Here is a 23,645-nt window from a genome sequence, read left to right as displayed (position 1 = left end):
TAAATCGGTCCCCTCATGTCGACTTTGCATAACCATGTCCATGCTTCATGCGCCACAGCTTGGAAGCCAAGCGTCGTTGCCGAAATTGCCGAGGTCGTCGCAAACAGGGCGATCAATGCCGAATACCGGCATCTGGTCGTCAATTGCTGCGAAGAGGCAGCCAGCGCCGTTCCTGGACAGTTCTTTCAGTTGCTTTGCCCCCACTCCGGCAGAGATCAGCCGTTTCTGCGACGACCGATGAGCGTCTACGGAGCGGACCCTACGAAACGCCAGGTCGAATTTCTCTACAAGGTCTCGGGCGTCGGTACGCGTGGTCTCGATACGCTGGTTCCCGGCGATCGTCTCGACATTATGGGCCCCTTGGGCGTCGGCTTCACACTTGATCCAGCCCATCACAACATAGTTGCGGTCGGACGTGGCGCTGGACTTGCCACCCTGGCCCCGTTAGCTCGGGCCGCCAGGCGAAACGGCACGCATGTCACCGCCGTATTCAGCGCCCGCCGCCCTGAGCTTCTCGTCTCCGTCGACCTGTTCCGCGAACACGGCGCCAACGTTATCTCGGTGACTGACTCTGAAACGACCAGCGGACCCGCAAATGTCGAGCGCATTCTCCGCCGCCTCATTGCAGACGGAGCATGCGATGCATTCTACACCTGTGGTTCGGCCCGACTGTTACGCGTCCAACAGCGACTTGCTCGCGAATTCAATCTGACCGGACAAGTTGCAATGGAGCAGCAAATGGCCTGTGGAATTGGCCTTTGTTACTGCTGTGTTCGCGACTTCAACGTGAACGGAGAGATTGTCCATCGACGTGTCTGCTGGGACGGGCCTGTGTTCGATCTGATGGAGGCATTGCCGTGACAGAGAAGACTGTCGATTTGTCCGTCAACGCCGGCGGACTGCGGCTTCGCAATCCAATTATGCCTGCATCCGGGACCTTCGCCGAAGGTCTCGACAAGGTGATGGACTTCGATCGCCTTGGCGCGATTGTCACGAAGACTATTACGAGGGAGCTACGCGCTGGTAATCCCCTCCCCCGAGTTGTTGAACGCCCCGGCAGTCTGATAAACGCGATCGGAATTCCTTCGAAAGGCGTCGACTATTTCATCCAATACACGATAAAGTTTTACGCTCAATACAATACGCCACTCGTCGTCAGCATTTCGGCGCCGACGGCCGAGGGTTTTGCCAGCCTGGCAAGTGAACTTTCCATTCCAGGCGTTGCCGCCATCGAGGCCAACATCTCGTGCCCCAATATCGAGGCAGATGGCAAGGCCTTCGCAATGCGCCCCGACTCGACTGAAATCGTGACTCGCCGTCTGCGCGAAGCCACGAATCTTCCGCTGTGGGTGAAGCTCACTCCCAACACCGGCGAGATTGCTGACGTCGCTCGTGCCGCAGAAAGTGCCGGGGCAGATGCCGTGGTCGTCGCCAACACGATATTGTCGATGGCCATCGATCTGAAGACCTTCAAGCCCTGCCTGGGAAACATCATGGGAGGACTGTCTGGACCGGCGATCAAGCCGATCGTCCTACGCCAGGTGTTTCAGTGCTCGAAGGCGGTGAAGATACCGATTATTGGTTGTGGTGGCGTGATAAGCGCCGATGACGCGGCGGAGTATCTTCTGGCCGGCGCTTCGGCCGTTCAGGTGGGAACGGCGACGTTCATTCAGCCGGCTGCCATGACGACGATAATTGAGGATCTGGCCACCTTCTGTCAGCACCGCGACATTCCGCAGGTGAGTGATCTCATTGGGGGAGCCCTGATCGAAGAGACCGACGAGCCGGAATTGGCTTGGGTAGACCCTACATGACCGTAGCAGCAACCTTATCGCCGCAAATTTGCGCTGCGGACGGAGCTCTCGCCAAGGAGCTCTTCGACGCTCTTCGTGAGCGGACCTCGGATGGGGTCGGCATATCGCGTGATAGCTACGGGCATCGCGAAACGATTGGCCTCGACATTATCGACAAAAAAGCTCGGCAACTGGGTTTGCAGACCGAAAGAGACGCCGGAGCCAATCTCGTCGTTACGTTGCCGGGTCGAGAACCAGACCTTCCTTTTATCGCGTGTGGTTCACATCTCGATTCCGTGCCGCAGGGTGGCAATTTCGACGGAGCTGCCGGCGTTATCGCTGGCCTTGCGGTTCTCGCCCGGCTGAAAGAGACCAACTTCAACCCTCGGCGTTCGCTGAAGCTTTTTGGTCTCCGCGGAGAAGAAAGCGCTCGTTTTGGCAAAGCCTATATGGGATCTAGCGCCCTATTTGGTCGCCTTACGCCTGAAGATCTATCCAACAAAGACCCTGCGACGGGTCGGACGCTCGCTGAGTGCATGACAAATGTGGGCGTCGACGTCGCTCGCGTTTCCAGGGGGGAACCCCTGCTCGACACCAAAACGGTTGGGGCGTGGATTGAATTGCACATCGAACAGGGCCCTGTCCTGCTCGCACGAGAGCTTCCGGTGGGCATCGTCACCGGTATCCGGGGAAACGTACGTCACCGCGCCGTAACCTGCATAGGCGAGGCTGGGCATTCCGGCGCGGTGCCGCGCTGGCTCCGTCATGATGCAGTGTTTGCAGCGGCCGACCTCATCACGCACATCGATCGGCATTGGCGTACACTTCTTGAGAGAGGACGTGACGTCGTTGTCACCACTGGCATTTTCGGTACGGACCCTAACGAACACGCCATCGCGCGAATTCCCGGTTCCGTGCAGTTCAGCATCGACATCCGGAGTCAGAGCAAGGAAACGCTGGAAGCGTTTTATGATCTTTTCCTCTCCGAATGCGCCATGATCGGAGAAGAACGCGGAGTGAAATTCGAGTTCGATCGTCGGATCGATTCCGCTCCCGCTACGATGGATCCCGAATGGATCGGTAGGTTGAATCGCGCCTCACGGCGTCTCGGACTACTCGCCGAGGAAATGCCCAGCGGGGCTGGCCACGATGCCGCCGTCTTTGCCAATGCCGGAATTCCGAGCGCCATGGTTTTCGTACGGAATGAGAATGGCTCTCACAATCCAAATGAGGCGATGACTATCGAGGACTTCCTGGCAGGCGTTTCCGTGATGAGAAGCGCAATCGAGGAGGCACTGCAATGAGCTTGGATCACCTATTCGATATCGCATCGGCGGCGTCTCGTGCGACCAACGGGACTATTAGCATCCGCCGCCCTGATGATTGGCATATTCACCTCCGCGACGGTGCGATGCTTAGAGCAGTCCTGCCGTTCACGGAGGCGCAGTTTGCCAGGGGCATCATTATGCCCAATCTGGTTCCTCCTATAACGACTGCCGCCGAGGCGACCGCCTATAGGGATCGAATTCTCAGCGCTCGGGCGCCCGGCTCGGACTTCAAGCCGCTGATGACTTGCTACCTGACCGACGACGCCCGGCCGGACGAACTCGAGCGCGGATTTGTCGAAGGCATTTGGGTTGCCGCAAAGCTTTATCCGGCGGGTGCCACGACGAATGCGCATAGCGGGGTGTCCGATCTTAAGCGGATCGATCCGGTGCTGGATCGCATGGAAAGACTCGGCATGCCTCTCCTTGTCCATGGTGAATCGACCGATCCACAGGTCGACATATTCGATCGAGAGGCGGTGTTCATTGAGAATGCTCTGATCCCCCTGATGGCCAGGCACCAAGGGCTGAAGATCGTATTTGAGCATGCCACAACGGTTGAAGCCGTTGACGTCGTATCATCACATGCGCCCAGGCTCGCCGCTACGATCACGCCGCACCACCTCGTCATCAATCGCACCTCCCTGTTCCAGGGAGGACTGCGGCCTCACCTTTACTGCCTCCCCGTCGCAAAACGCGAGCGGCACCGCCTAGCGCTCCGAAGAGCTATAACGTCGGGGGCGGAATGCTTTTTCATCGGCACAGATACTGCTCCGCATCCTCGCAATCGGAAACAGGCTGATTGCTGCTCGGCGGGGGTTTTCGCTGGAGCGACCGCACTTCAAACTTATGTTCAGGTCTTCGATGAAGAGGGAGCCCTCGATCGTTTCGAGGCGTTCGCAGCGCTGAATGGTCCCAAGTTCTACGGTCTTCCGGTCAACGCCGGCACGATAACTCTCGAGCGAAAGCCGTCACGCGTCGCGGCGGCCGTTGCTGTGGATGACGATGAAGTCGTGGTGTTTCGGGGTGGGGAAAGTCTCCCCTGGTCGATAGCGGGGATTGCGCCGTGACGAACGACCAGATCGGCCTTGCAGTTGGCAAACTGCTTCTCCAGGCCAAGGCAATCAGTGTGAACCGTTCCCAGCCTTTCGTCCTGGCCGGAGGATGGGCAAGCCCGGTCTACGTCGATGTACGGCTGCTTTTCGGCGACCCTACTCTACGTCGGGAGGTCGTAGACCTGGCCCTTCTGTACACCGATGCAAACCTACCGTCTGATGCTTTCGAAGTCGTTGTCGGGGCGGAGACCGCTGGAATTTCATTCGCGACATCGTTTGCCGACCGCCGCTCGGTGGGCTTCAGATATGTCCGGAAGAGGTCCCTTGGTATTGGACGAGATGCACAGGTAGAGGGCGGCCCGGTCGAGGGCCTTCGCGTGCTGCTAATGGACGATCTCACGACTGACGGCTCGAGCAAGATCGGCTTCGCTCGCGGTCTTCGCGCAGCGAACGCCATCGTCGATCGCGTTCTGACGGTCTTTTATCACGACGCTTTCCCCGGCGCTTTGGAGCGATTGAAGGCTGCGGGACTGAGCCTCCATGCCCTGGCGAATTGGGGGCACATCATTCGGGCCGAAGCAGGTCGCGAACTGCTCCCGGAGGACCGATCGGTCATCGAACGCTTTCTTGCAAACCCAGTGGACTGGTCTTCGCGCCACGGCGGTCGCGCCAGCTTAAACAGTAGATAGATGGAAGACGATTCATGAAAAACGGTCGATTTCACCCGGTGGCGCGCGCTCCTAAGCGTCGGAGCAAGGACAGACCAGTCAAAGCCAAGGCGGACACGATCAAGGTCGCGACGACAGAGACCATTGAACTTACAGGCGCGTCGACACGCAGAGAGCACGATCTGATCGGCGAGAGAGACATCCCCGCAGAAGCCTATTGGGGTGTACACACGTTGCGGGCGGTCGAGAATTTCCCCATCACCGGTGTGATCGTCGGCCATTTCCCAGACTTCGTCCGCGCTCTCGTTTACGTCAAGCAGGCAGCGGCACGAGCCAACTTTCGGCTTGGTCACTTATCGAAGGAAAAGGCGCGGGCCATCGAACAGGCGTGTCAACGCATAGCAAAGGAGGATAAGTATCAGGCACAGTTCATCGTCGACGCAGTGCAGGGTGGCGCAGGGACTTCGACGAACATGAACACAAACGAAGTGGTAGCCAACGTCGCCCTGGAATTGCTCGGAAAGCCCAAGGGCGCGTACGGGATGCTCCACCCGAACGACGACGTGAACATGTCGCAGTCTACCAACGATGCTTATCCAACTGCGCTCAGGCTTTCGATCATCCTGGCATCCGACGCATTGATGTACGCACTCGAGGAACTCGCTTTTGGCTTCAAGGCGAAGGCCGTTGAGTTCTCGGACGTTCTCAAGATTGGTCGAACGCAGCTCCAGGACGCCGTTCCCATGACGTTGGGCCAGGAGTTCGATGCCTATTATGTCACCATCAAGGAAGACGTCGGAAGACTGAAGGAAATCGTGCGGCTATTTCACGAGGTAAATCTTGGTGCAACGGCGATTGGCACAGGCATCAATTCCGACCCAAGATATGCCGCTTTGGCAATCGAGGAACTCGCGCGGGTATCTCAGCGGCCCATGGTCCTCGCCTCGAACCTGATTGAGGCAACCTCCGACATGGGGGCGTTTGTTCTGTTCTCGGGCCTGCTGAAGAGGATTGCGGTCAAGCTGTCGAAGATCTGTAACGACCTTCGACTCCTGTCGAGCGGTCCGCGGGCCGGCTTTGCCGAAATCCGCCTCCCTGCAGTACAGGCCGGTTCTTCCATCATGCCCGGGAAGATCAATCCCGTAATCCCCGAAGTCGTGAATCAGGTCGCCTTTCTAGTTATCGGCCACGATATTACGGTGACCATGTGTGCGGAAGGCGGTCAGCTCCAGCTCAACGCTTTCGAGCCGACGATCGGATACTGCCTGCTGTCCTGCTTGCGCCATCTGACTGCGGCAATCACGACGCTGACGACGAAATGTGTGACCGGCATTGAGGCCGACCGCGAGCATTGCCAGGCTCTAGTCGAACAATCGATCGGCCTGGTCACTGCACTTGGTCCGTCGCTTGGCTATGAGGTTTCCTCGCGCGTGGCAAAGCGCGCACTGGCCGAAAAGCGAAAGGTCGCGGACATCGTGCTCGAGGAAGAGCTGATGACCGCGGAAGAGCTTGAGGGCCTGATGCGGATCGAGACCATGACGGCTCCGTCGAGGCTCGCCAAGAGGGCCTGACGACGGCGGGCCGCGTCCCGCCCGTCAGGACGCCTTCCGGAGCCCGCGTCCGATGCCTGAGCGCTGGAGAACGGCCCGGAGCTGCGAAACCGCGTCGCGCCCTTTATGGGCGCTACGCCAAAGCTTCGCGACCAACTGTTCGTACAGCCGCACAGGCTCCTCGTCGCTCGTCAGCATGGCGACGCCAGTCCTGATATTTGGCAATTCTCCCCCGAGGCGAAATGGACTGAGGCCCAGCAGGGTACGCTCCGAAGTGCGGAAGAGCTGGAACGTCACGTTGGGCAACGTATCCGCGATCAGTCCGATTTGGACTCCCATGGGCTCGCTCTCGATAAGAGAGATCAGGTGCTCGACTTCAGCCCGTGCCGAGGCGCGTCGCTTGGCCACCTCATCGGTGGGAAGGTTGAACCGCCCGACGATGCCGAGCTTTAGCCAACGCTCGATTTCAGGCAGGTTGACAAAGTTCACCACGCTCAAGTGACGACGTCGTCGTCCGAATTTGCGCTCGTCCAGGATGCCGATGATCTTGTCGATTTCTGCAGCATATTCTTTGGGATTTTCGACGGACGGTGGCGCGGCCTCAATCAAGGTCTGCTTGAGATGTTGGGCGTATCCGTCCGATGTCAGGAGGTATGACAAGGGAGGGAAGTGGGCGACGACCTGCTCCGATTTTTCCTCGATTTGGCGCATCCGCTCGAAATAGCCCACGGCATTGCCGTAGTATTCGACGCCGACCCCCAGGAGTGAGGCGACACTGGTCTCGAGGACGGTAGCCAGCCGGTCCAGGGTCTCAATCTTGACGACCTCGCCAGTCTCGATGCGATAGACTGCGGCGCGAGATACACCGAGCATTTCGGCTACTTGCTCGGCATTAAGCCCCTTCCCGATGCGGTATGCCCGCAGCCGGCCGCCGATCTCAGCAAAACGAGGATCCATTAAAGCCGCTCCGTCTCATAATTGAGACGACGCTACATGATTTTTACCTGCGGGGAAACCCTTCCGCTGCCTATGCTAACAGCGAAGCCTAGCTTTCGGTGGATGACTAGATCAATTTGACGGACGCGATTTCGTTCATGGCGCCCATCTCGACCTCGGGCGAAAGCGTTATCGCGTTTTCAGCGTTCTGCACAACGTTGAGCAGACGGCGAAACGTTTCCTCCGCAAGCTTGGTCGGAAGGACTTCGCCATTGTACGTATCGATAAATGGCTCGACCATATTTGACAGAAGCTTGTAGAAGGCTCTGTGCTCGCGGTCGGCGCGAGCAAGTTCTTGCGCCTTCGCCCTGAAGGCTTTGTATGTTCTGAGGCCCGGGTGCTGGACCGCGAGCCAGCTATAGAGTTCGGTCATTGAGAGGTCCCCCTCCTTGCTGAAGAAGAAACCAATAATGATATCATATGACGCTAAAATGTACAGAATTTTCGTGTGTGATGTCCGAACTAAATCGCATTCGATCAAGCGAAGCAGGAGTTAACGAAATCTTTCGATTGCAAGCGCGACCGCGCAACTGCGTCAGTATAGCTTGACGGCTGCAATCTCGTTCAGCGTCGCAATTTGATGTTCGATCGAAGAACCGAGCGAGCGTTCGGCCTCATCAACGATTTGAAGCAAGCGCGCAAAAGCTCGATCAGCCAAGTCGGGTGGCACGGGCTCTTCATCGAAGTCTTCGAAACCTGATGTGAGATCTGCAAGCAATCTGTAGACGGCCCGATGACCCGGATCCGCTGCGGCTGCCTGGGCTAGCATCTCGCGAAACACCCGGTAGGTTTTCAGGCCGGGCGGCTGCTCCCGCAACCAGTCGTGCAATTCACCCATTGGTCCCCTCTCTAGGAACGAGAAGAAACGGCCAGTTTTATCACGGCCCGTTTCGCTCGCAAATAATTTCTGAGACAAGTCGCAAATTTTATTTTGAGGTATCATTTAACCTCTTGGACCAATTTTCCAAACGAGGTGAAGAACTGATCGGCCATCTTCTTGGCGGTGCCGCCGATGAGCCGCTGCCCCAGCTGGGCGAGCTTACCTCCGATCTGCGCATCAACTCTGTAGTTCAACAATGTCCCTGCCTCGGAGTCGCGCAGCTGGACCGTCGCCCCCCCTTTAGCGAACCCAGCGATGCCGCCTTCACCTTCACCGGAGATACGGTAGCCATTAGGCGGATCGAGATCACTGAGTTTCACTTGGCCGACGAAACGCGCCGATACGGGTCCGACCTTCATTTTAGCAATGGCCTTGAAGCCTCCTTCGACCTCCTGCAGCTCTTCGCAGCCGGGAATGCATTCCTTCAGCACTTGAGGGTCGTTTAACATTTTCCAGACGATCTCTCGGCTCGCCGCCAACTCGATCTCACCTTCCATATTGAACGCCATGCTTTCACTCCTGTTGAATTGATTGACCTACCGCGTCGTTGAGGTACCGATGTTGCATTTGAGCTCGTTGAGACCTTCAGCCATTTCAGCCCCAGAAAAGAAGAATGGCCCCGCGGAATCTACCGCGGAGCCATTTGGTGGTCTCGACAATCAGATCGAGAGATCGGTGCCCTTCGTCTCTCGCAGAAACAGCAGCGCGACAACGAAGACGAGACCGTAGGACAGCAGCGCAAAGATGCTGATGGCGCTTGAGAGCGTGGTCGTGGCCGCCAGAGCGCCGACGAGGAACGGAAATAAGCCACCCACCGCGCGGCCTGCATTGTAGGTAAAGCCAACGCCGGCACCTCGAACGCGGGTCGGGAACATCTCGTTCAGGCAGGCCATCAGTGCCGAATAGTATCCGACAGCGAAGAAGCCGAGCGGAAAGCCGAGCATCAGCATTTCCGCGTCGCTGAGCGACACGTGGGTGTACACGTAAACACATCCTGCCGCCGCGCACGAAAACAGGATGAAGACGGGCCTGCGTCCAAATTTGTCCGATAGCCAGCCACCGGTAACGTAGCCCGCGAAGCAACCGCCGATGAGGGTCATGAGATAGGGCGTTGACGCCAGGACGGAGATCTTTCTCTCGGTTCGCAGGAACTGAGGTACCCAGGTCATCAGAGCGTAGAAGCCGCCCTGCGCTCCGATCGTCAGCAGCGAGCCGGTGAGCGTGGCACGAAGATTGGATCGATCGAAGATTCGGAAGAGCGAGACCGACGGCTCTTCGCTTCGCGCCGCAATGGCGACTTGCGGTTCGGTAACATTCCTCCGAATAAAGAAGATCAACAAAGCTGGAGCCGCACCGACGCCGAACATGATCCGCCAAGCAAGGTCGTCGGCAAAGGTGGAATACGCAATGGCCTGGATGAGAATGGCAAGTCCCCAACCCACGGCGTAACTGGATTGATAGAAGCCCATTGCGCGGCCACGATACTTACCGGCCACGACCTCTGAAAGCGTGACCGCCGCGACTGCCGCCTCGCCACCGAAGCCGACGCCAAGAAGGGCCCTTGCCAAGCTCAATTGATCCACGTTTTGCGCGAAGGCAGACGCCAGACTGCCGAGCGAAAATAGCAGAATAGTGATCTGCATGGTCTTCACGCGACCGATGCGGTCAGCGAGGAAGCCGGCCAACCAGCCGCCTGCCGCACTGCAAAGTACAGTCAGGGATACGATACCCCCGAGGGTTTTTGCGTCGGTGCCGAGAGCGGCAACGAGTGTGCCAATAGCGAGCGGGAACAGCATGAAATCCATACCGTCCAGCGTCCAGCCTGCCGTGCAGGCCCAGAAGGTGCGCCGCCCTTGCAAATTCATCGAACGATAGAATTCAAAGAGCGAGTTCGACTGCTCCGCCGTTGCTAACCGGCTCGTTTCACCGATCTGCGCCATTTCCAGTCCCCCGTTCCAAACCGTACCCATTGCGGTCGTTAATATTGGATGATAGTATCTTTGTATACGATTATACAGCGAGAAGAAACAAGCATGAAATGTGCTGCATCGCAACACAATCCGAAGACCCGCCCTCTTCAGGGACGCGCGCATAGGATTCGTCCAGTTTCACTGGAATTATCCGCTTGTTTTGACAGAGCTTTTGCTGTGAAGGCCGACGCCATTGCTGTTGCGACTCATGCTAAATATCGCCGGCCGATCGCATTTTCTGCCTAGTGGGGACGCACGCGATGATCCCGCCGAAGACCATATCCGTCGATGTTTCCGCCAATTGGGCAAGCGAGACCCGCTCGCTGTCGCCTTTAGAGCAGGCTTACAACTTGATTTTGGAAAGCATCCTGTCCGGCGAGTTGTCCCCCGGAATGCGTATCCCGACGGAAGCGGTAGGTGAGCGTCTTGGCATCAGCCGCACGCCGGTCCGTGACGCTCTACGACGCCTCGAAGGCGACGGGGCCATTACGATCTACGCCAATCGAGGCGCTGTCGTCGCTGAATACACAAAGGAAGAGGTCATTCAGCTCATTGAAATGAGAGCGGTTCTCGAAGGTCTTGGCGCCCGGTATGCGCTCGCCAATCTAACACAGCGCGAAATTGACGAGGTGAAACACCTCAAAACGAGGATGGATCAATCTGCGGAGGATCTAGGCCAGTGGATCGTGCACCACGACGCGTTTCACAACTACATCACGTCTCTCAGCGGCCGGCCTCTCCTCACTCGGCAAACCAAAAAGATCCGATTGATGCTCCGCCCCTATTTTCGAAAGCATCACGCGCATCACCAGGAACTCGAAATCCCCGGCCACGAGCATCAAAAGATCATCGATGTGCTGGCTCAGGGCCGAGCCAGCGACGTTGAGCAAGAGGTCAGAGAACACGGAATGGCCAATGTCGGCAAGGTTACTAAGCTTATGGATGCCTAAGATAATCCAGCGGGATTTGTCCTAGCCTTCGATCAAGGAAAAACTGATCTCATGTCTGATTTGACAAGGCCGCTCCTCATTAAGAGCGGTCGAATTCTCGATATTGCCAGCAACATGGATAATCCTCCAAAGCAGGATCTATTGGTTCGCAACGGACGGATCGAGGCGATCGGTGGTTCCGCTAGTGCAGAAGGTGGCCGCAGCGATGTGGACGTGATCGACGCGGAAGGTCACTTGGTCATTCCGGGTCTCGTCAATGCCCATTACCACTCGCATGATACTTTGCTCCGGGGGATGTTCGAACAGCTGCCGTTAGACGCCTGGATGCTCTACACAAGTCCGGCTCACTATCCTCGCCTTTCGTCGGAATTGATCCAAACCAGGACTGCTCTGGGTGCTTCTGAATGCCTTCTTAACGGCATCACCACGATCCAGGATATGGTTTCAATCGTCGGAAGCGATCAAGATCATGTGGAAGAGATCGTTCAATCTTACGAGCAAATCGGTATAAGGGCTGTTCTCGCGCTGCAGCTCTCCGATCGCGCAGCATGCGATTGCGTTGCCTACTGGGACTCGCTTCCCGAACGCACGCTCCGCTGTCTCCCCGCAGCCTCCGATCCAGACGAGCAGATCCGGTTCGTTGAGCGGACACTTGAGATTAAGTCCGAGCTGGTGACCTGGGGCCTCGGACCATCGGCCCCTCAACGTTGCTCCAAGGAATTGTTGAAAGGTTTCGCCAGGCTGTCCCGGGAGCGTGGCCTGCAGGTCTTCACACACACCTATGAATCGCGAGCCCAGGCCGTTCTGGCTCGCCTGAAATTCCCTGAAAAATCGTTGATTCAACACCTTGCTGAAGTCGGGTTGCTGGGTCCCCGTCTCTCGATCGCGCACGGAGTCTGGATATCGCGCTCAGAAATCACCCGTCTCGGCGATCACGGAGCAAATCTCGTTTGTAATCCGACTAGTAACCTTAAGCTTCTAAACGGTTTCGCACCCGTTCTCGACTACGCGGACGCGAAGATCAACATAGGGTTGGGATGCGACAATTGTAGCGGTAACGACGCTCAAAACCCTTTCGAGGCAATGAAGACATTCGCTCTCATGTGGGGCATGTATGCCGGGGTTAGCGGAAACGGTGCCGCAAAAGAGGCATTCACGGCCGCCACAGCCGGATCCGCCAGGGCAATCGGACTGGGCGATCAGGTCGGTCGGCTGCTTCCCGGCTATCGCGCGGACATCGTCCTTATCGATCTCAGCCAGCCAAATTATCGCCCAATGAACAGCGCCGTCCGACAGCTGGTCTATGGCGAGACGGGGCGTGGAATCACGAAGGTCATCGTGGAGGGAAAGGTCGTCGTTGACAACGGAAACGTACTATCGCCGGCATCACACGATCTGAAAGCCAGAGCGGAGCACGCGAAGGATCAACTCGCGACGTCGATCGACGATTTGAGACATAAGAACTCTCCAATCATCAGCGACATCCTGGAGGCCTACGAACGGGCTAACCGGTTTCCACTCGACTTCGATCGCTTTTTACTTAGGCGGCAGTAACGAAATTAGTCGTCTCCAACCATTCGACCGATCCGGAAAATTACGAACCACCTCACGTCCCCGTGCGATGGCTCGTCATCTAGGTGATACGTCCCATTGAATCAGCTGACGGCAGTCAGCGAGCAGCACCCGCTTTCATTAGGTGGTCCAACTCCCGAAAGTCGGGCAGCCTTTCGGCTATTGCGCGACCGCCGCGTACCACGACACGGTTCGGTGCATGCCGGGTCAAAAGCTCACTGAACGTCCGTCCTGAGAAGATCTGGAAATCTGCAGGAACGCCGCTTTTGATCATTCCCCGCCCAGGCGCATCGATAATCGACGCAGGCGTCTTGGTGATCGCAGCCGACCAACTACCCATATTTCCTTCCAGGTGCCCGATTCTGACGGCTCCGCCGAATACGTCGAGCAAATCCATGTCTCCGAACGCGTGATAGGCATCGCGACAATTGTCACTGGCCAACGACACTGGCACACCCGCGGCAAGAAGCTCGCGCAACAACGGAATGCCACGCCAGCGCGGCGTCTCGTTGGAAATTCTTCCTTGCAGATATTGGTTCACGAGCGGAAGGCTGACAATCTTGATTCCAGCTTCCTTGACTGCGTCAATTGTCCTGGAGACCACAGCCTCATCCTGGACGGCAAGACTGCAGCAGTGGCCACAGACGACTTGTCCCTGGAAGCTGTTCCGCAGAACAGCTTGCGCGATCTGGGCAAGCGTGTTCGATGAGGCCGATCCGTTTTCATCAACATGAAGATCGACATCTAATCCCCTTGCGCTCGCGAGAGCGAAAAGCCTGTCCAATCGTGCATCGAGCACTCTCGGGTCGTCGAGCTCGCTGAGTCGAAATGTAATGCCGCCGAGACGGCCGCCCGACTCGGCAACTATATCGACAACCGCCGCATTCTCCGGCGTGTCGTAGAGGTCTGTACTAACGAGCGCTACCGCCTGGAGCGTAATCCGCCCGGCCCACTTCTCGCGGAGTCGTCGAAATACCCCAAAGCTGATATTTGCCTGACCGGGTACAAGGCAATCAATGTGCGTTCTGATCGCGTTGGAGCCGTTGGCGTACGCGCAACGGAGAGAAAATTCGAAGCGGGCTTCGACGTCCTCCGATCGCCAGTTGGCTATGGTATCAGCGCGAGTTTGCGCTCGCGCGGTCTCGAGCGTACCATCGTGATTGCGCGCGCGCGGCCAAATCTGTCCCTTATCGAGATGCGTGTGAAGATCGGCGAACGGCGGCAGCACGATTCCAGCGTCGACGTCGTAGACCGGTCCAGCGGAGGGAGCGCCGGCCGCAACAACGTCTGCGATCTTCCCGTCATCGACGATCAGATCAACCTTACAAAGCCCATCTACGCCGACGTCGGCGACCGATCGATCCCCAAGTAGGTCGGCCGGGATGTTTGCGTTCGCAATGTGAATGCGGCTCCAGGAGGGCCACGATTTATTGACGTCCATCTACAACCCTCACAACCGTCCCAGCGCTTTCAATATTCTCGCTGGCGTCATTGGCACCTCGGTGATCTTCGCGCCCAGAGGCCTGATCGCGTCATTCACCGCGTTCAGGACTGCGCCCACCGCGCCCGTTGCACCAGCTTCCCCGGCGCCCTTGGCACCAAGCGCAGTATGTGGCCAGGGCGTTTCCACATGCTCGACGATCACATCCGGTAAATCTGCTGCAAGAGGAATGAAGTAGTCGGCGAAGGTCCCATTCAGAAGCTGGCCGTCTTCGCTATAGACCAGCTCTTCGAACAGGGCTTGACCAATTCCCTGAGCGATACCGCCACGTACTTGCTCGGAGACCAGGAGCGGATTTACCACCGTACCGAAGTCGTCAACGGCCCAATGCTTTAGCAGACGAACGAAGCCGGTCTTGACATCCACCTCGACAAGAGATGCCTGTATGCCATTCGTGGGCACAAGGGCTGGCCAATCATGTCCGAGATGCTTCGACAACGACAGGCTGATCTGCGGCCCCTTAGGCAGGAGCTGCGGCTTAAAGTAGATGATCTCCGCCAGATCGGCCAACGAAATGCTGGGAGAACCGGTTAAGGCTTCCGCGATGATCCCGTCTTGGATATCTAATGCTTCAGGCTGTGTCTGTAGCAACTGACCCGCTGCCTTGAGCACGACTTCGCGCAGTTCGCGACCAGCTTGAAGGGCAAGCTCTCCACCAACCGGCGTGCCGCGCGAGGCGCGCACTCCCGAGCCATATGGCGTCGCTTGGCTGTCGCCGGATACTATCTTCACGCGTTCAGGTGGCACGCCCAAAGCGTCCGATAGGATCTGCGAGAGTACCGCGTGAGTACCCTGCCCTTGATCTGTCACGCTAATGCTGCACCGCACAGCTCCCGACGGATCAATCGTCAGCGTGACACCATCCTGCGCCGTTGCTTTCCGAATATGTGCGCTCATAGGCGCATTCGTCGCTGTCCGCTCGACGAAAGTTGCAAATCCAAATCCGCGGTAAATGCCTTCATTCCGCAAACGAGCGTTTTCAGCGCGCAATGTAGGCAGCTCGACGAGTTCCAGCAGCCTATTCATGCACTTTTCGTGCGAAAGGGCGTCCAGATCGACCCCCGTGCGCGTCTTAGACGGGTAGGAATCATCCGGAATAAAGTTTTTGAGTCGTAGCTCTGCCGGTTCCACGCCAAGACGCGCCGCCGCCTGGTCAATCATGAATTCCGTTATGGCGACCGCCATCGGATGGCCGACGCCTCGATACTGGCCAACCATTGTCTTATTCTGAAAGACAACATCCAGTTCGCCGCTGACATACGGCACCACATAAGGCGCCATTGCAACGCGCAGCGCCTCGTCGCCTTCCTGAACACTAGAGCCCGGATGAGTCGAGAATGGACCGATGGCGAGCCGGCAGTGGGCTTCCCACGCCAGGAAATGGCCCTCTCCATCTAGCGCCAGGCGGGCATACAGTTTCTGCTCTCGAGCATGAATGTCGGAAACGAACGATTCCATCCGATCGGCGATGAACTTGATCGGCTTTCCGATCAGTCGAGAGGTCGCAACAGTGGCAATCTCATCCGCATAAAGATGTATTTTCACACCAAACGAGCCACCGACGTGTGGGCAGATCACCCTGATCCGCCCCTCATCAAGGCCGAGGTGCATCGAATATAGCGATCGAAGCTGATGGGGCGCCGTGTGGCTCTGGTAGACCGTAAGACTCTCGTCGCTTTCCAGATAGCTCGCGACGACCCCGCGTGTTTCCATGGAACAACCGGTGAGACGATTGAAGGAAAAACTCTCCTCTAGGACGTGCTCCGCAGTCTCAAAGGGATGGGGCGAGATCGGATCGCCGATCTTGGCATGGTAAGCCAGATTGCTCTTCAGATCTGTGTGTGCAGTTGCACTACCTTCGGTTAGCGCCTGATCAAGCTCACAAGCCGCCGGCTCAGGATTCCACTCAACTTCGATCAGTTCAATCGCGTCCTCGGCAATTGCACGCGTTTCTGCGACCACTGCCACGACAGGTTGACCAACAAATACAACTTTCGAATCGGCCAAAGCTGTCTGCAATCGAATCAACAAGCCAGCATATGTCTGCGACGTTTCCCAACCTTTACAAATCGGCGATAAATCGTTCCACGTGACCACCTTCACAACCCCGTCGAGGGCCTGCGCTGCGGCGACGTTGATCACTCCGATACCCGCATGAGGATACGGCGACCGAAGAAACGCGATGTGCAACAAGCCAGGCATGTCGACATCGTCGAGATATTGCCCCTGTCCTCGGACAAGCACCTTGGCTTCGGCGCGCGGCCGTGAGCTACCGATTGCCCGCTGGCTCTTCATCATCGTTTCGCCTTTAAAACGTTCTCGACTGCGTCGACGATCGCTTCATAGCCCGTACAACGACAGATATTGCCCGAAAGTGCTTCACGAATCTCCGCCCGGTTTGACTCGTGATGCCTCCCGACGAACTCCGCTGCGGTCAAGATCATCCCCGGGGTACAAAACCCGCACTGGAGCGCATTTCGCTCGACAAATGCGGCTTGAAGTTCGGCGACGCGGCCGCTTTCGGACGCTCCCTCGATGGTCTCCACTTCGCTGCCATCAAGCTGCACCGCGAATATTAGGCAACCGCGAGTAACGCTACCGTCGACCACGATCGTACAAGCGCCACAAACACCATGCTCGCAACCGACGTGCGTCCCAGTCAGCCCAAGTTCATGCCGGACAAAATCAGCGGCACTCAAGCGTGGGGACACAGCTCGCGTAAACTTGCGTCCATTCACCGTAACAGAAACGCGAACGAAATCGTCCATTAGCCCGACCTCCGCTCCCGTGAACCGATAAGATCCGACGCGCATCTTTGAACGAGCTCGGAAGTCAGGGTCCTTTGAAGCATCACTTTTTCAACGTCATCATCTTCCGCCGGAAGATCATCATCCACCGCCGCCCTCACCTCAGACTCGCTCACAGCATCAAAAGCTCGTTCAGTGAAGAGCTCCGTCACAGCCGGCAGCAGTATAGGATGACCGCTCACCCCGAAGCCGACCCAGCGCGTCTCGATCCGCTGCGGCGCGAACTTCGCTCTTGCCGCCACCCCGGACATCGCAAAGTCGCCCTGGCGACGAGAAAGCTCGTGAAACGCGAAGTGCTCGTCCGACGCAGCTGACCGAATTTTGACCGCGAGCAGAACCTCGTCGGCTTCGACCGAGGTCATAAACGGACCATGGAAGAATTCGTTAGCTGGTACGCTGCGAATTCCGCGCACCGATCCCAACTCCATCTCGGCTTGGAGCAGAAGAGAGCATGCCGGAAATTCCGCTGCCGGATCCGCGTGACAAATGCTACCACCAAACGTTCCGCGGTTTCGAACGGCCAGATGCGCAACATGCTGAACGGCCAGGACAAGCAGTGGAGCATTCCGAGCAATGAGTTCATCCGTCTCGACCTGCCTGTGGCGCGTCAAGCTTCCTATACGGAGCACTTCACCATCGCAGCTCGTTCGCTTGAGTTCGTCAATTCCTCCGATATCGACCAGGACCGACGGCGATGCCAGCCTCAAATTCATCATCGGCACTAGGCTTTGACCGCCGGCGATGATCTTGGCATCGTCAGCGTACTTTGACAGAAGCTCGTAGGCTTCTTCTAGATTGGCCACACGGCGGTACTCGAACGACCTGGGCTTCAACTACTTTCTCCGGTACGGTTTTCACGTGTGATACCCGGACCCCAGCGACGTTCACGACGGGAAAACGCCTTGCGCCAGGCAACGACTAAGACACGAATTTCATCAATCTCTGCAACACGTCCTTTTGCGTCTCGTACTGGGCCGGATCGTCGTACCGGCGCGGCCGCGCCAGATGATCCAGCTTGACTTCATCGCAAACGTAGCTGCCAGGCCCCTTTTTCATGATGAGGATTCGATCAGAAAGATAGACCGCCTCAAGCGAATTATGAGTGACGAAAAGCACCGTACGGCGGTTGGCCTCCCAAAGGGTCAACAATTCCTGGCGCATCCGGCGTGCGGTCAATTCGTCGAGCGCACTGAAGGGCTCGTCCATCAGGAGTATTTCCGGATCGACCGCAAAGGCCCTCGCGATGGCGGCCCGCTGCTGCATCCCGCCCGAGAGTTGAAGCGGATAGAAGTCGGCAAATCCATTTAAGCCAACGAGCTCGATCCACTTGGTGCATCGACCGGCCCATTCGCTGCTGGGAATGCCTACGGCATCCATGGCAAACTCGATATTCGATCGAACCGTTCGCCAGGGAAGCAGCCGAGGCTCTTGAAAGAGATAGGCGATCCGCGCCTTCTTGGTACGTTGACCATCCCTTTCGATCGCCGCGCCGCCCTGGAAATCGGTATCGAGCCCACTCAACACGTTGAGCAGGGTCGATTTCCCGCATCCCGAGGGACCCAGGATGGTCACGAACTCTCCCGGTTCAACCGAGACGTTGACATGCTCCAGTGCCCGCCAAGATGAGCCATGCGAGGTTGCCGGAAAGTCCTTACAGAGGTCTTCGATGCGTATGGATACGGACATCTCAAGCAATCCTAACAGAAGGGCGCCATCGGAACAGCCGGCGCTCAAGACTACCTACGATTACCTTCTCGATGAGGAGCATGATCGACACAAAGAAAACCGTATATTCGAGAACTCGCCCAAGATCGAAGAGCTGATAGTAGTATTCAATCTGATATCCTATGCCGTTGCTCCGGCCTAGGAGTTCGACGAACAGCACCATTTTCCAGATCAGGCCGAGGCCAAAACGTCCCGATGCCATCAGAGGCGCGGCGAGCTGAGGCAGGGTAACCCGCCTGACGATCTGGTACGTGCCCAGGCCAAATACGCGTGACATTTGCATCAGCTTCGGATCAACGGCCTTCGCGCTTTCCCAGATGTTGATCGTCAGAACCCAGACGACGGACAAGGCTGCTGCAATCACCGCCGCCGCTTCGTTCAGGCCCATGGACGTGTAGGCAAGAATGATGAAGACTAGGCTTGGCGTCATCAATCCGATAGTGACCCACGATCCGAAGAGCCTTTGCACCAGCGATGAGAAGCCGAGCGCGATTCCGAAAGGGACGGCAACAGCCATAGCCAGGGCGAAACTCAGAAAAATCCTGGTCAACGTAATAACCAGATGCTCCCAGATGACCCGCCCCTGCAAATCTTGGATGAGGTAGCCGAGTATAACATGTGGCGGCGGAAAGATCGGCTTTGCCGGGAGCAGCGCTGCAGCATACCACAAGAGCAGTAACAAGCCGATCGATGCAGCCTTGACCGAGACATCGCTCTTAAACATTCCAGTCATGAGCGACTTACTTCGAGATTTCTGTATTGAAAATGCCAGCTGGCAGTTGATCGATACCCGTCGCCTCTTTTCCACCAGCAGCGTAAAGCGTATCAAAAAGCTTCTTTGTCTCCGACATTGGGTCGTCAGAGAACTTCTCGAGAGTAACGTCACGGCTCCAGTCGCGCATCAGATCAACGACTTTTGGATCAGTGATGGACTGCTTCGCTAACAGCTCCGTCCAGATCTCGTCGTTCTTACGCAGATACTGCACTGCCTCTTGATAGGCGAGCACAAACGCCCTTACGTTTTTTGGGTGAGTGCGAATGTACTCTTCCCGGAATGCGACGGAGGTCAGCATAATGGTGGTCGGAATATTCAGGCCCTCAAGGAGATCCCGGCTCGTGAACAGGATCTTGTACTCTCCTGTAGCAACCATCGGCATCGCGAGATTGTAGAAGATAAAAGCGCTGTCGAGCTGCTTTTGGTCCAGAAGGCCACGAAGGAGCCCCGGGCCCGCCTCTTGGACTGTGCTTTCCGACCGCGGATCGTAGCCATACTTCGATTTTGCCACCGCGAGATAGAGAACCCATTCCGGGGTAAACCGATTGTAGGTACCCACTTTAAGGCCTTTTAGACCAGGAAGGTCCTTTGCAGTCGAGTTCTTAGGCGCTACCCAGACGTTTGGCATCTTGATAAAGGGCAGAACGGCCGTGATCTGGTCTCCGTTCGCGCGAACACGCGCTACCTCGAGCCAGTTCATGAGTCCTCCCTCTGCGGCGCCAGCGCGCAAAGCGGTGACCGCGGCTCCCCCGGGTTGGACTGCAACGTTTTCAAGTTCAAAACCGTACTTTTTGTCCAGGCCGAGCTTGGTGATCGTCCGGAACGGATAATCATTCCCGGTCGGAAACGAAAGGATACGGACCTTGCCGCCCTCACCTTTAAAGTCTTGGGCGAGAACTGGGAAAGAGGCATCAAAAGAGATCAGAGCGGCGACCAAAAACAGAAGCGCCTGCAGGGTAGACTTGATCATGGGTTCACCTTCGCTTCGTTGCGCCGGAGCATCTGCTGCCGAGCCGCTCATTTCCTGAACGGGCCCCTTGAGGCCGAACTACGAACTAGAAGGCATCCCGCCGGTTCACGGAAGGTGCACTACCGTCGGGAAAAGTATGCTACGGAAGCCTGAAAGTCAGACCGGCGGCAGGAGCGGAACGGTATTTGCGTCTCAGAGCGAGAGACCACCGTTATGAAGCCCCTCCTTCAAGTGATCCGATAGAGGATCGAAACACGAAAGATAGCGGAAATACCTCTCGGAAAGCTTCACGAACTGCGGGCAGATTCGGAATACCTCGGCGATCGCCAGTTGAGCTTCATCCTTACGACCGAGCTGCCCCAACGCGGCCGCTTTCAGCAATGGGGGCGTAAACTGCTCAGCCGCGGGGTATTTCTTGATCTCGTAAAGCGCCCGGTTGTAATCTTTTTGCCGGTAGGCATTTAAAAAAGTCGTTCGAAACGCCCACCCCGGCGGATAGGTGATCATTTCAAGCGCCGAAGAAATCATCTGCTCACCGGCATCCCAATCACCCGCCAACGATCGGAAGAATCCCGCACTCAATCGTGTGCTTGGCGCGTGAGGATTATCTTCCATGATGTGACGGCAAGTTTCGATCACCCCCTCACGATCGCGGTGATAAACGCCAAGTGTCGCTGCGACGACATGACCAAAAGCGCATTTTCTATCCAACTCAAATGACCGTTGCGCATATCTATCGACTAGACTTAGCCAATCTGCATCGTCACTAAAGCCAAGGATATTTCCAGCAAAGACAGTGTGGGCGAGAGCCGCCCACATCATCGCATTGTAGGGAGCCACGTTGATGCCATGCTCCAGATCGGAGCGAGCCCTTCGATACACACTCTCGTTGGTGACACGAGCCAAATATCGATGCTTCTGAATCGCGTTCTGCACAGACCATGCTTCGCCTTCGGCGCAAACCGACTGCAAGCTTAGCAAGCGACCTATCACTCCGTGGTAATCGGCAATATCGGCAGCCACTCGCCGAGCTACTTTGTCCTGGAGTTCCATAATGGAATCCTGAGCGACGTCAAAATCGCACGATTCCGTCCAGATGATCGACTCGCTCTGCGCATCATGCAGGCGAACGGTTACGCGAACTTTCGTGCCGCTCTGTCGATTTCCACTCGTTATCACGAAGCGCGCGTTAGATTCTCGTCCAAGAGTGATCGGAGTAACTCTTCCGCCCGCCGACAACGCAGCGCCGTCGCAAGAATCGACCGACACGTCACTGTAGCGGGCGAGTTCAACCACCAATTGCTCAAACAGTCCCGTCGTAATACTTCGACAATCGTTGCTTTCAAACGGCCCACTGGGCGTCACGACGATCATTCGAGTTGCGTCTGGCTGAAGTTTCGTTGAGTTCGCCGAGTACGCGGGTTCGGACCGACGCGATTGAAATCTGAACGACGGAATATAGCTGCCCTTCGGGACCGATATCTCTACGACATCGGTTGATCCTTCGCGCAAATAGTAATTCTCAAGCACGCGCCGGAGTTTCCCAGCCTCCAGACGGACCACAGGATCCGCTTCCGGGTCGAATTCACTGTCTCTTCCCAAAACGCAAGTAGCGATGCTGTACTGCTTGAGCCTGTGTCCATTTCCCGAAAGCGTCTCTTCCACGATATACCGTAGGAAACCCTTCGTTCGTGTCGCACCACCGAAGCTCGCGGACTGCAAAATCTTAGATAGCTGCGACAATACGTCTTCACGGCTCGGCGCACCGAGTGAGCTGCGTAGCGCCGCGTCCTCAGCGCGCGCAGGTTCATCCACGCGAGCTGTAGGCGTGGATTCCACGACGGATGAAGGAGCATGCGGCATTTTCAGCTCAGGCATCGAAAGTTCGGTACGGTATACTACCGGTGAATAGGCACCGTTTCAAACTTACGCGGTCGAAGCAACGTCTCCTATTGATCAATTGCCGAGCATCCCGGGCCGCTTTTTTCGTCATCAGCCAGGGAACGATATTCTCCCGAAAGGGGCTGGCCGGCAAACCCCCCTCGAGGGTTTGAGCTTTGTGCTGCAGTGCACGCTCGATTGATCGCTGCAAATGCAGAAAAGGAGGAGCAATGCGGGTTGCGGTCATGGGATCGGGTGCCATCGGTCTACTCTATGGAGGGTGGTTGAAGCTCGGGGGCGCCGACGTAACGTTCGTCGCCCGAGGTTCCAGGCTGGAGGCTTTGAAATCTGGGCCACTGATTGCGCACGGAAGGTTGCCCTTTTCATTGGACAACCTGAATGCCGTGGCCGACATCCGGGAGATCGAAGATGTCGATGCCATCCTTCTGGCCGTCAAGCTTTACGATCTGCAGGCAGCGGCTACGGCCGCCCTGCCAGCCTTGAGGCCGGCAGGTTCTATGGTGGCCATCCAGAACGGTATCAATGTATTTCGAGATCTTAAGGCCATCCTGCCGCCCTCCAAAATCGCTGTCGGACCAGTCTTCTCAGTGACACGCATCGACGAACCACTCAGTATTTCATATGGCGGGGCGGAACGCGTTATCCTCGGAAATCCGGAATGCGAAGTGCCGGCCCCCGCGCAAGCTATGGTGGACATTTGGAGGAGCGTCGGCGTCGATGCCTCGATTTCTCCCGAAATCGATAAAATTCTTTGGATGAAGTTTGTCGGACTTGCGACCGGCGCGGCGATCAATTGCTTGTCGCGACTGCCCGCCGGGGTTGTTTACCACGACGAAGGCATTCTCCAATATGTGAGACAATCGATCGCAGAGGTGATTGCGGTCGGTCAAGCGGAGGGCATAAAGTTCCCCGATGATATGGCAGAGAATGCGCTGAAGTTTCTGCAAAGCTTTCCTCCGACCGCGGTTGCTTCGATGAGGCTCGATCTAGACGCCGGAAAGCGCCTCGAGCTTGAGGGGATAAGCGGAGAATTGGTTCGGCTGGCCAAGGCCCACAGTATTCCGACGCCTTTCCACAGCTTGGCGTATGCGATGCTCAAGCCGTTCGTTAACGGCCCTAATCGTTCCGAAACTAACCATCCAATGCGTGGGTAAGATATCCCTCACCAGCGCTGAGAGCGCGTACCCAATTCCTCGAGCCGAACAA

The 23,645-nt window shown here is 56.9% G+C and carries 22 protein-coding genes; 9 read left to right on the top strand and 13 right to left on the bottom strand.

Annotation, left to right across the window (positions count from 1 at the left end; translation table 11 throughout):
• The first annotated feature begins 15 nt into the window (after positions 1-15).
• Genes JQ611_RS06820 through JQ611_RS06795 form a run of 6 tightly spaced genes read left to right on the top strand, consistent with a single transcriptional unit; the run spans position 16 to position 6,412 of the window.
• Positions 16-861 carry a dihydroorotate dehydrogenase electron transfer subunit gene (locus JQ611_RS06820; protein WP_212464926.1) on the top strand — a complete coding sequence of 282 codons (846 nt, stop codon included), beginning with the start codon at positions 16-18 and terminating at the stop codon, positions 859-861.
• Positions 858-1,814, top strand: a complete 957-nt coding sequence (locus JQ611_RS06815) for a dihydroorotate dehydrogenase (RefSeq protein ID WP_212464925.1) — start codon at positions 858-860, stop codon at positions 1,812-1,814. The genes JQ611_RS06820 and JQ611_RS06815 overlap by 4 nt, the downstream gene beginning before the upstream one ends.
• On the top strand, positions 1,811-3,097 hold the full coding sequence (locus JQ611_RS06810; RefSeq protein ID WP_212464924.1) for a Zn-dependent hydrolase: 1,287 nt from the start codon (positions 1,811-1,813) through the stop codon (positions 3,095-3,097). Before JQ611_RS06815 ends, JQ611_RS06810 begins: the two co-directional genes overlap by 4 nt.
• Positions 3,094-4,188, top strand: a complete 1,095-nt coding sequence (pyrC, locus tag JQ611_RS06805; RefSeq protein WP_212464923.1) for a dihydroorotase — start codon at positions 3,094-3,096, stop codon at positions 4,186-4,188. Before JQ611_RS06810 ends, pyrC begins: the two co-directional genes overlap by 4 nt.
• A complete protein-coding gene (locus JQ611_RS06800; RefSeq protein ID WP_212464922.1) occupies positions 4,185-4,862 on the top strand; it encodes an orotate phosphoribosyltransferase in 678 nt (225 codons plus the stop codon). The genes pyrC and JQ611_RS06800 overlap by 4 nt, the downstream gene beginning before the upstream one ends.
• A 14-nt stretch (positions 4,863-4,876) precedes the next feature.
• Positions 4,877-6,412, top strand: coding sequence for an aspartate ammonia-lyase (locus JQ611_RS06795; RefSeq protein ID WP_212464921.1), 1,536 nt, complete (start codon positions 4,877-4,879; stop codon positions 6,410-6,412).
• A 24-nt stretch (positions 6,413-6,436) separates the two neighbouring features.
• On the opposite strand, the gene JQ611_RS06790 is transcribed toward JQ611_RS06795, so the two are convergent.
• The 5 genes from JQ611_RS06790 to JQ611_RS06770 all read right to left on the bottom strand — a co-directional run bounded on the left by JQ611_RS06790 (position 6,437) and on the right by JQ611_RS06770 (position 10,207).
• The gene (locus JQ611_RS06790; protein ID WP_212464920.1) at positions 6,437-7,348 is read right to left on the bottom strand and encodes a helix-turn-helix domain-containing protein; all 912 of its coding nucleotides are present in this window, start codon (positions 7,346-7,348) and stop codon (positions 6,437-6,439) included.
• A 106-nt stretch (positions 7,349-7,454) separates the two neighbouring features.
• On the bottom strand, positions 7,455-7,760 hold the full coding sequence (locus JQ611_RS06785) for a hypothetical protein (RefSeq protein ID WP_212464919.1): 306 nt from the start codon (positions 7,758-7,760) through the stop codon (positions 7,455-7,457).
• A 162-nt stretch (positions 7,761-7,922) separates the two neighbouring features.
• Entirely contained in the window at positions 7,923-8,330 is a 408-nt protein-coding gene (locus JQ611_RS06780; RefSeq protein WP_212464918.1) for a hypothetical protein, read from the bottom strand.
• A complete protein-coding gene (locus tag JQ611_RS06775; RefSeq protein ID WP_212464917.1) occupies positions 8,327-8,776 on the bottom strand; it encodes a carbon monoxide dehydrogenase subunit G in 450 nt (149 codons plus the stop codon). The genes JQ611_RS06780 and JQ611_RS06775 overlap by 4 nt, the downstream gene beginning before the upstream one ends.
• A 150-nt stretch (positions 8,777-8,926) precedes the next feature.
• Positions 8,927-10,207, bottom strand: a complete 1,281-nt coding sequence (locus tag JQ611_RS06770) for an MFS transporter (RefSeq protein WP_249132982.1) — start codon at positions 10,205-10,207, stop codon at positions 8,927-8,929.
• A gap of 290 nt (positions 10,208-10,497) precedes the next feature.
• On the opposite strand from JQ611_RS06770, the gene JQ611_RS06765 reads away from it, so the two are divergent.
• Together JQ611_RS06765 and JQ611_RS06760 are read left to right on the top strand one after the other, a co-directional pair.
• Positions 10,498-11,187 (top strand): GntR family transcriptional regulator, encoded by a 690-nt coding sequence (locus JQ611_RS06765; protein ID WP_212464915.1) that lies wholly within the window; start codon positions 10,498-10,500, stop codon positions 11,185-11,187.
• Positions 11,188-11,238: 51 nt separating this feature from the next.
• Complete coding sequence (locus tag JQ611_RS06760) at positions 11,239-12,741, top strand: amidohydrolase family protein (RefSeq protein ID WP_212464914.1); 1,503 nt, start codon at positions 11,239-11,241, stop codon at positions 12,739-12,741.
• A gap of 115 nt (positions 12,742-12,856) precedes the next feature.
• On the opposite strand, the gene JQ611_RS06755 is transcribed toward JQ611_RS06760, so the two are convergent.
• From JQ611_RS06755 to JQ611_RS06720, 8 genes are all read right to left on the bottom strand, one after another.
• Entirely contained in the window at positions 12,857-14,200 is a 1,344-nt protein-coding gene (locus JQ611_RS06755) for a cytosine deaminase (protein WP_212464913.1), read from the bottom strand.
• Between the two features lie 9 nt (positions 14,201-14,209).
• Positions 14,210-16,558: a xanthine dehydrogenase family protein molybdopterin-binding subunit gene (locus JQ611_RS06750; protein WP_212464912.1), complete on the bottom strand. Its 2,349-nt coding sequence runs from the start codon at positions 16,556-16,558 to the stop codon at positions 14,210-14,212.
• Positions 16,555-17,028: a (2Fe-2S)-binding protein gene (locus JQ611_RS06745; protein ID WP_212464911.1), complete on the bottom strand. Its 474-nt coding sequence runs from the start codon at positions 17,026-17,028 to the stop codon at positions 16,555-16,557. The genes JQ611_RS06750 and JQ611_RS06745 overlap by 4 nt, the downstream gene beginning before the upstream one ends.
• Positions 17,028-17,900: a xanthine dehydrogenase family protein subunit M gene (locus JQ611_RS06740; RefSeq protein ID WP_212464910.1), complete on the bottom strand. Its 873-nt coding sequence runs from the start codon at positions 17,898-17,900 to the stop codon at positions 17,028-17,030. The genes JQ611_RS06745 and JQ611_RS06740 overlap by 1 nt, the downstream gene beginning before the upstream one ends.
• A gap of 85 nt (positions 17,901-17,985) precedes the next feature.
• A complete protein-coding gene (locus tag JQ611_RS06735) occupies positions 17,986-18,753 on the bottom strand; it encodes an ABC transporter ATP-binding protein (protein ID WP_212464909.1) in 768 nt (255 codons plus the stop codon).
• A 1-nt stretch (position 18,754) separates the two neighbouring features.
• Positions 18,755-19,525 carry an ABC transporter permease gene (locus tag JQ611_RS06730; RefSeq protein WP_212464908.1) on the bottom strand — a complete coding sequence of 257 codons (771 nt, stop codon included), beginning with the start codon at positions 19,523-19,525 and terminating at the stop codon, positions 18,755-18,757.
• 7 nt (positions 19,526-19,532) lie between these two features.
• Positions 19,533-20,588 carry an ABC transporter substrate-binding protein gene (locus JQ611_RS06725; RefSeq protein ID WP_212464907.1) on the bottom strand — a complete coding sequence of 352 codons (1,056 nt, stop codon included), beginning with the start codon at positions 20,586-20,588 and terminating at the stop codon, positions 19,533-19,535.
• A gap of 141 nt (positions 20,589-20,729) precedes the next feature.
• Positions 20,730-22,415 (bottom strand): hypothetical protein, encoded by a 1,686-nt coding sequence (locus JQ611_RS06720; RefSeq protein WP_212464906.1) that lies wholly within the window; start codon positions 22,413-22,415, stop codon positions 20,730-20,732.
• Between the two features lie 233 nt (positions 22,416-22,648).
• Between JQ611_RS06720 and JQ611_RS06715 the strand changes: the two genes are divergently transcribed.
• On the top strand, positions 22,649-23,593 hold the full coding sequence (locus tag JQ611_RS06715) for a ketopantoate reductase family protein (protein ID WP_212464905.1): 945 nt from the start codon (positions 22,649-22,651) through the stop codon (positions 23,591-23,593).
• The last annotated feature ends 52 nt before the right edge of the window (positions 23,594-23,645 follow it).

The organism is Bradyrhizobium sp. AUGA SZCCT0182 (assembly GCF_018130185.1).
Taxonomy (GTDB): domain Bacteria; phylum Pseudomonadota; class Alphaproteobacteria; order Rhizobiales; family Xanthobacteraceae; genus Bradyrhizobium.
This window is presented reverse-complemented; position numbering and strand designations above follow the sequence as displayed.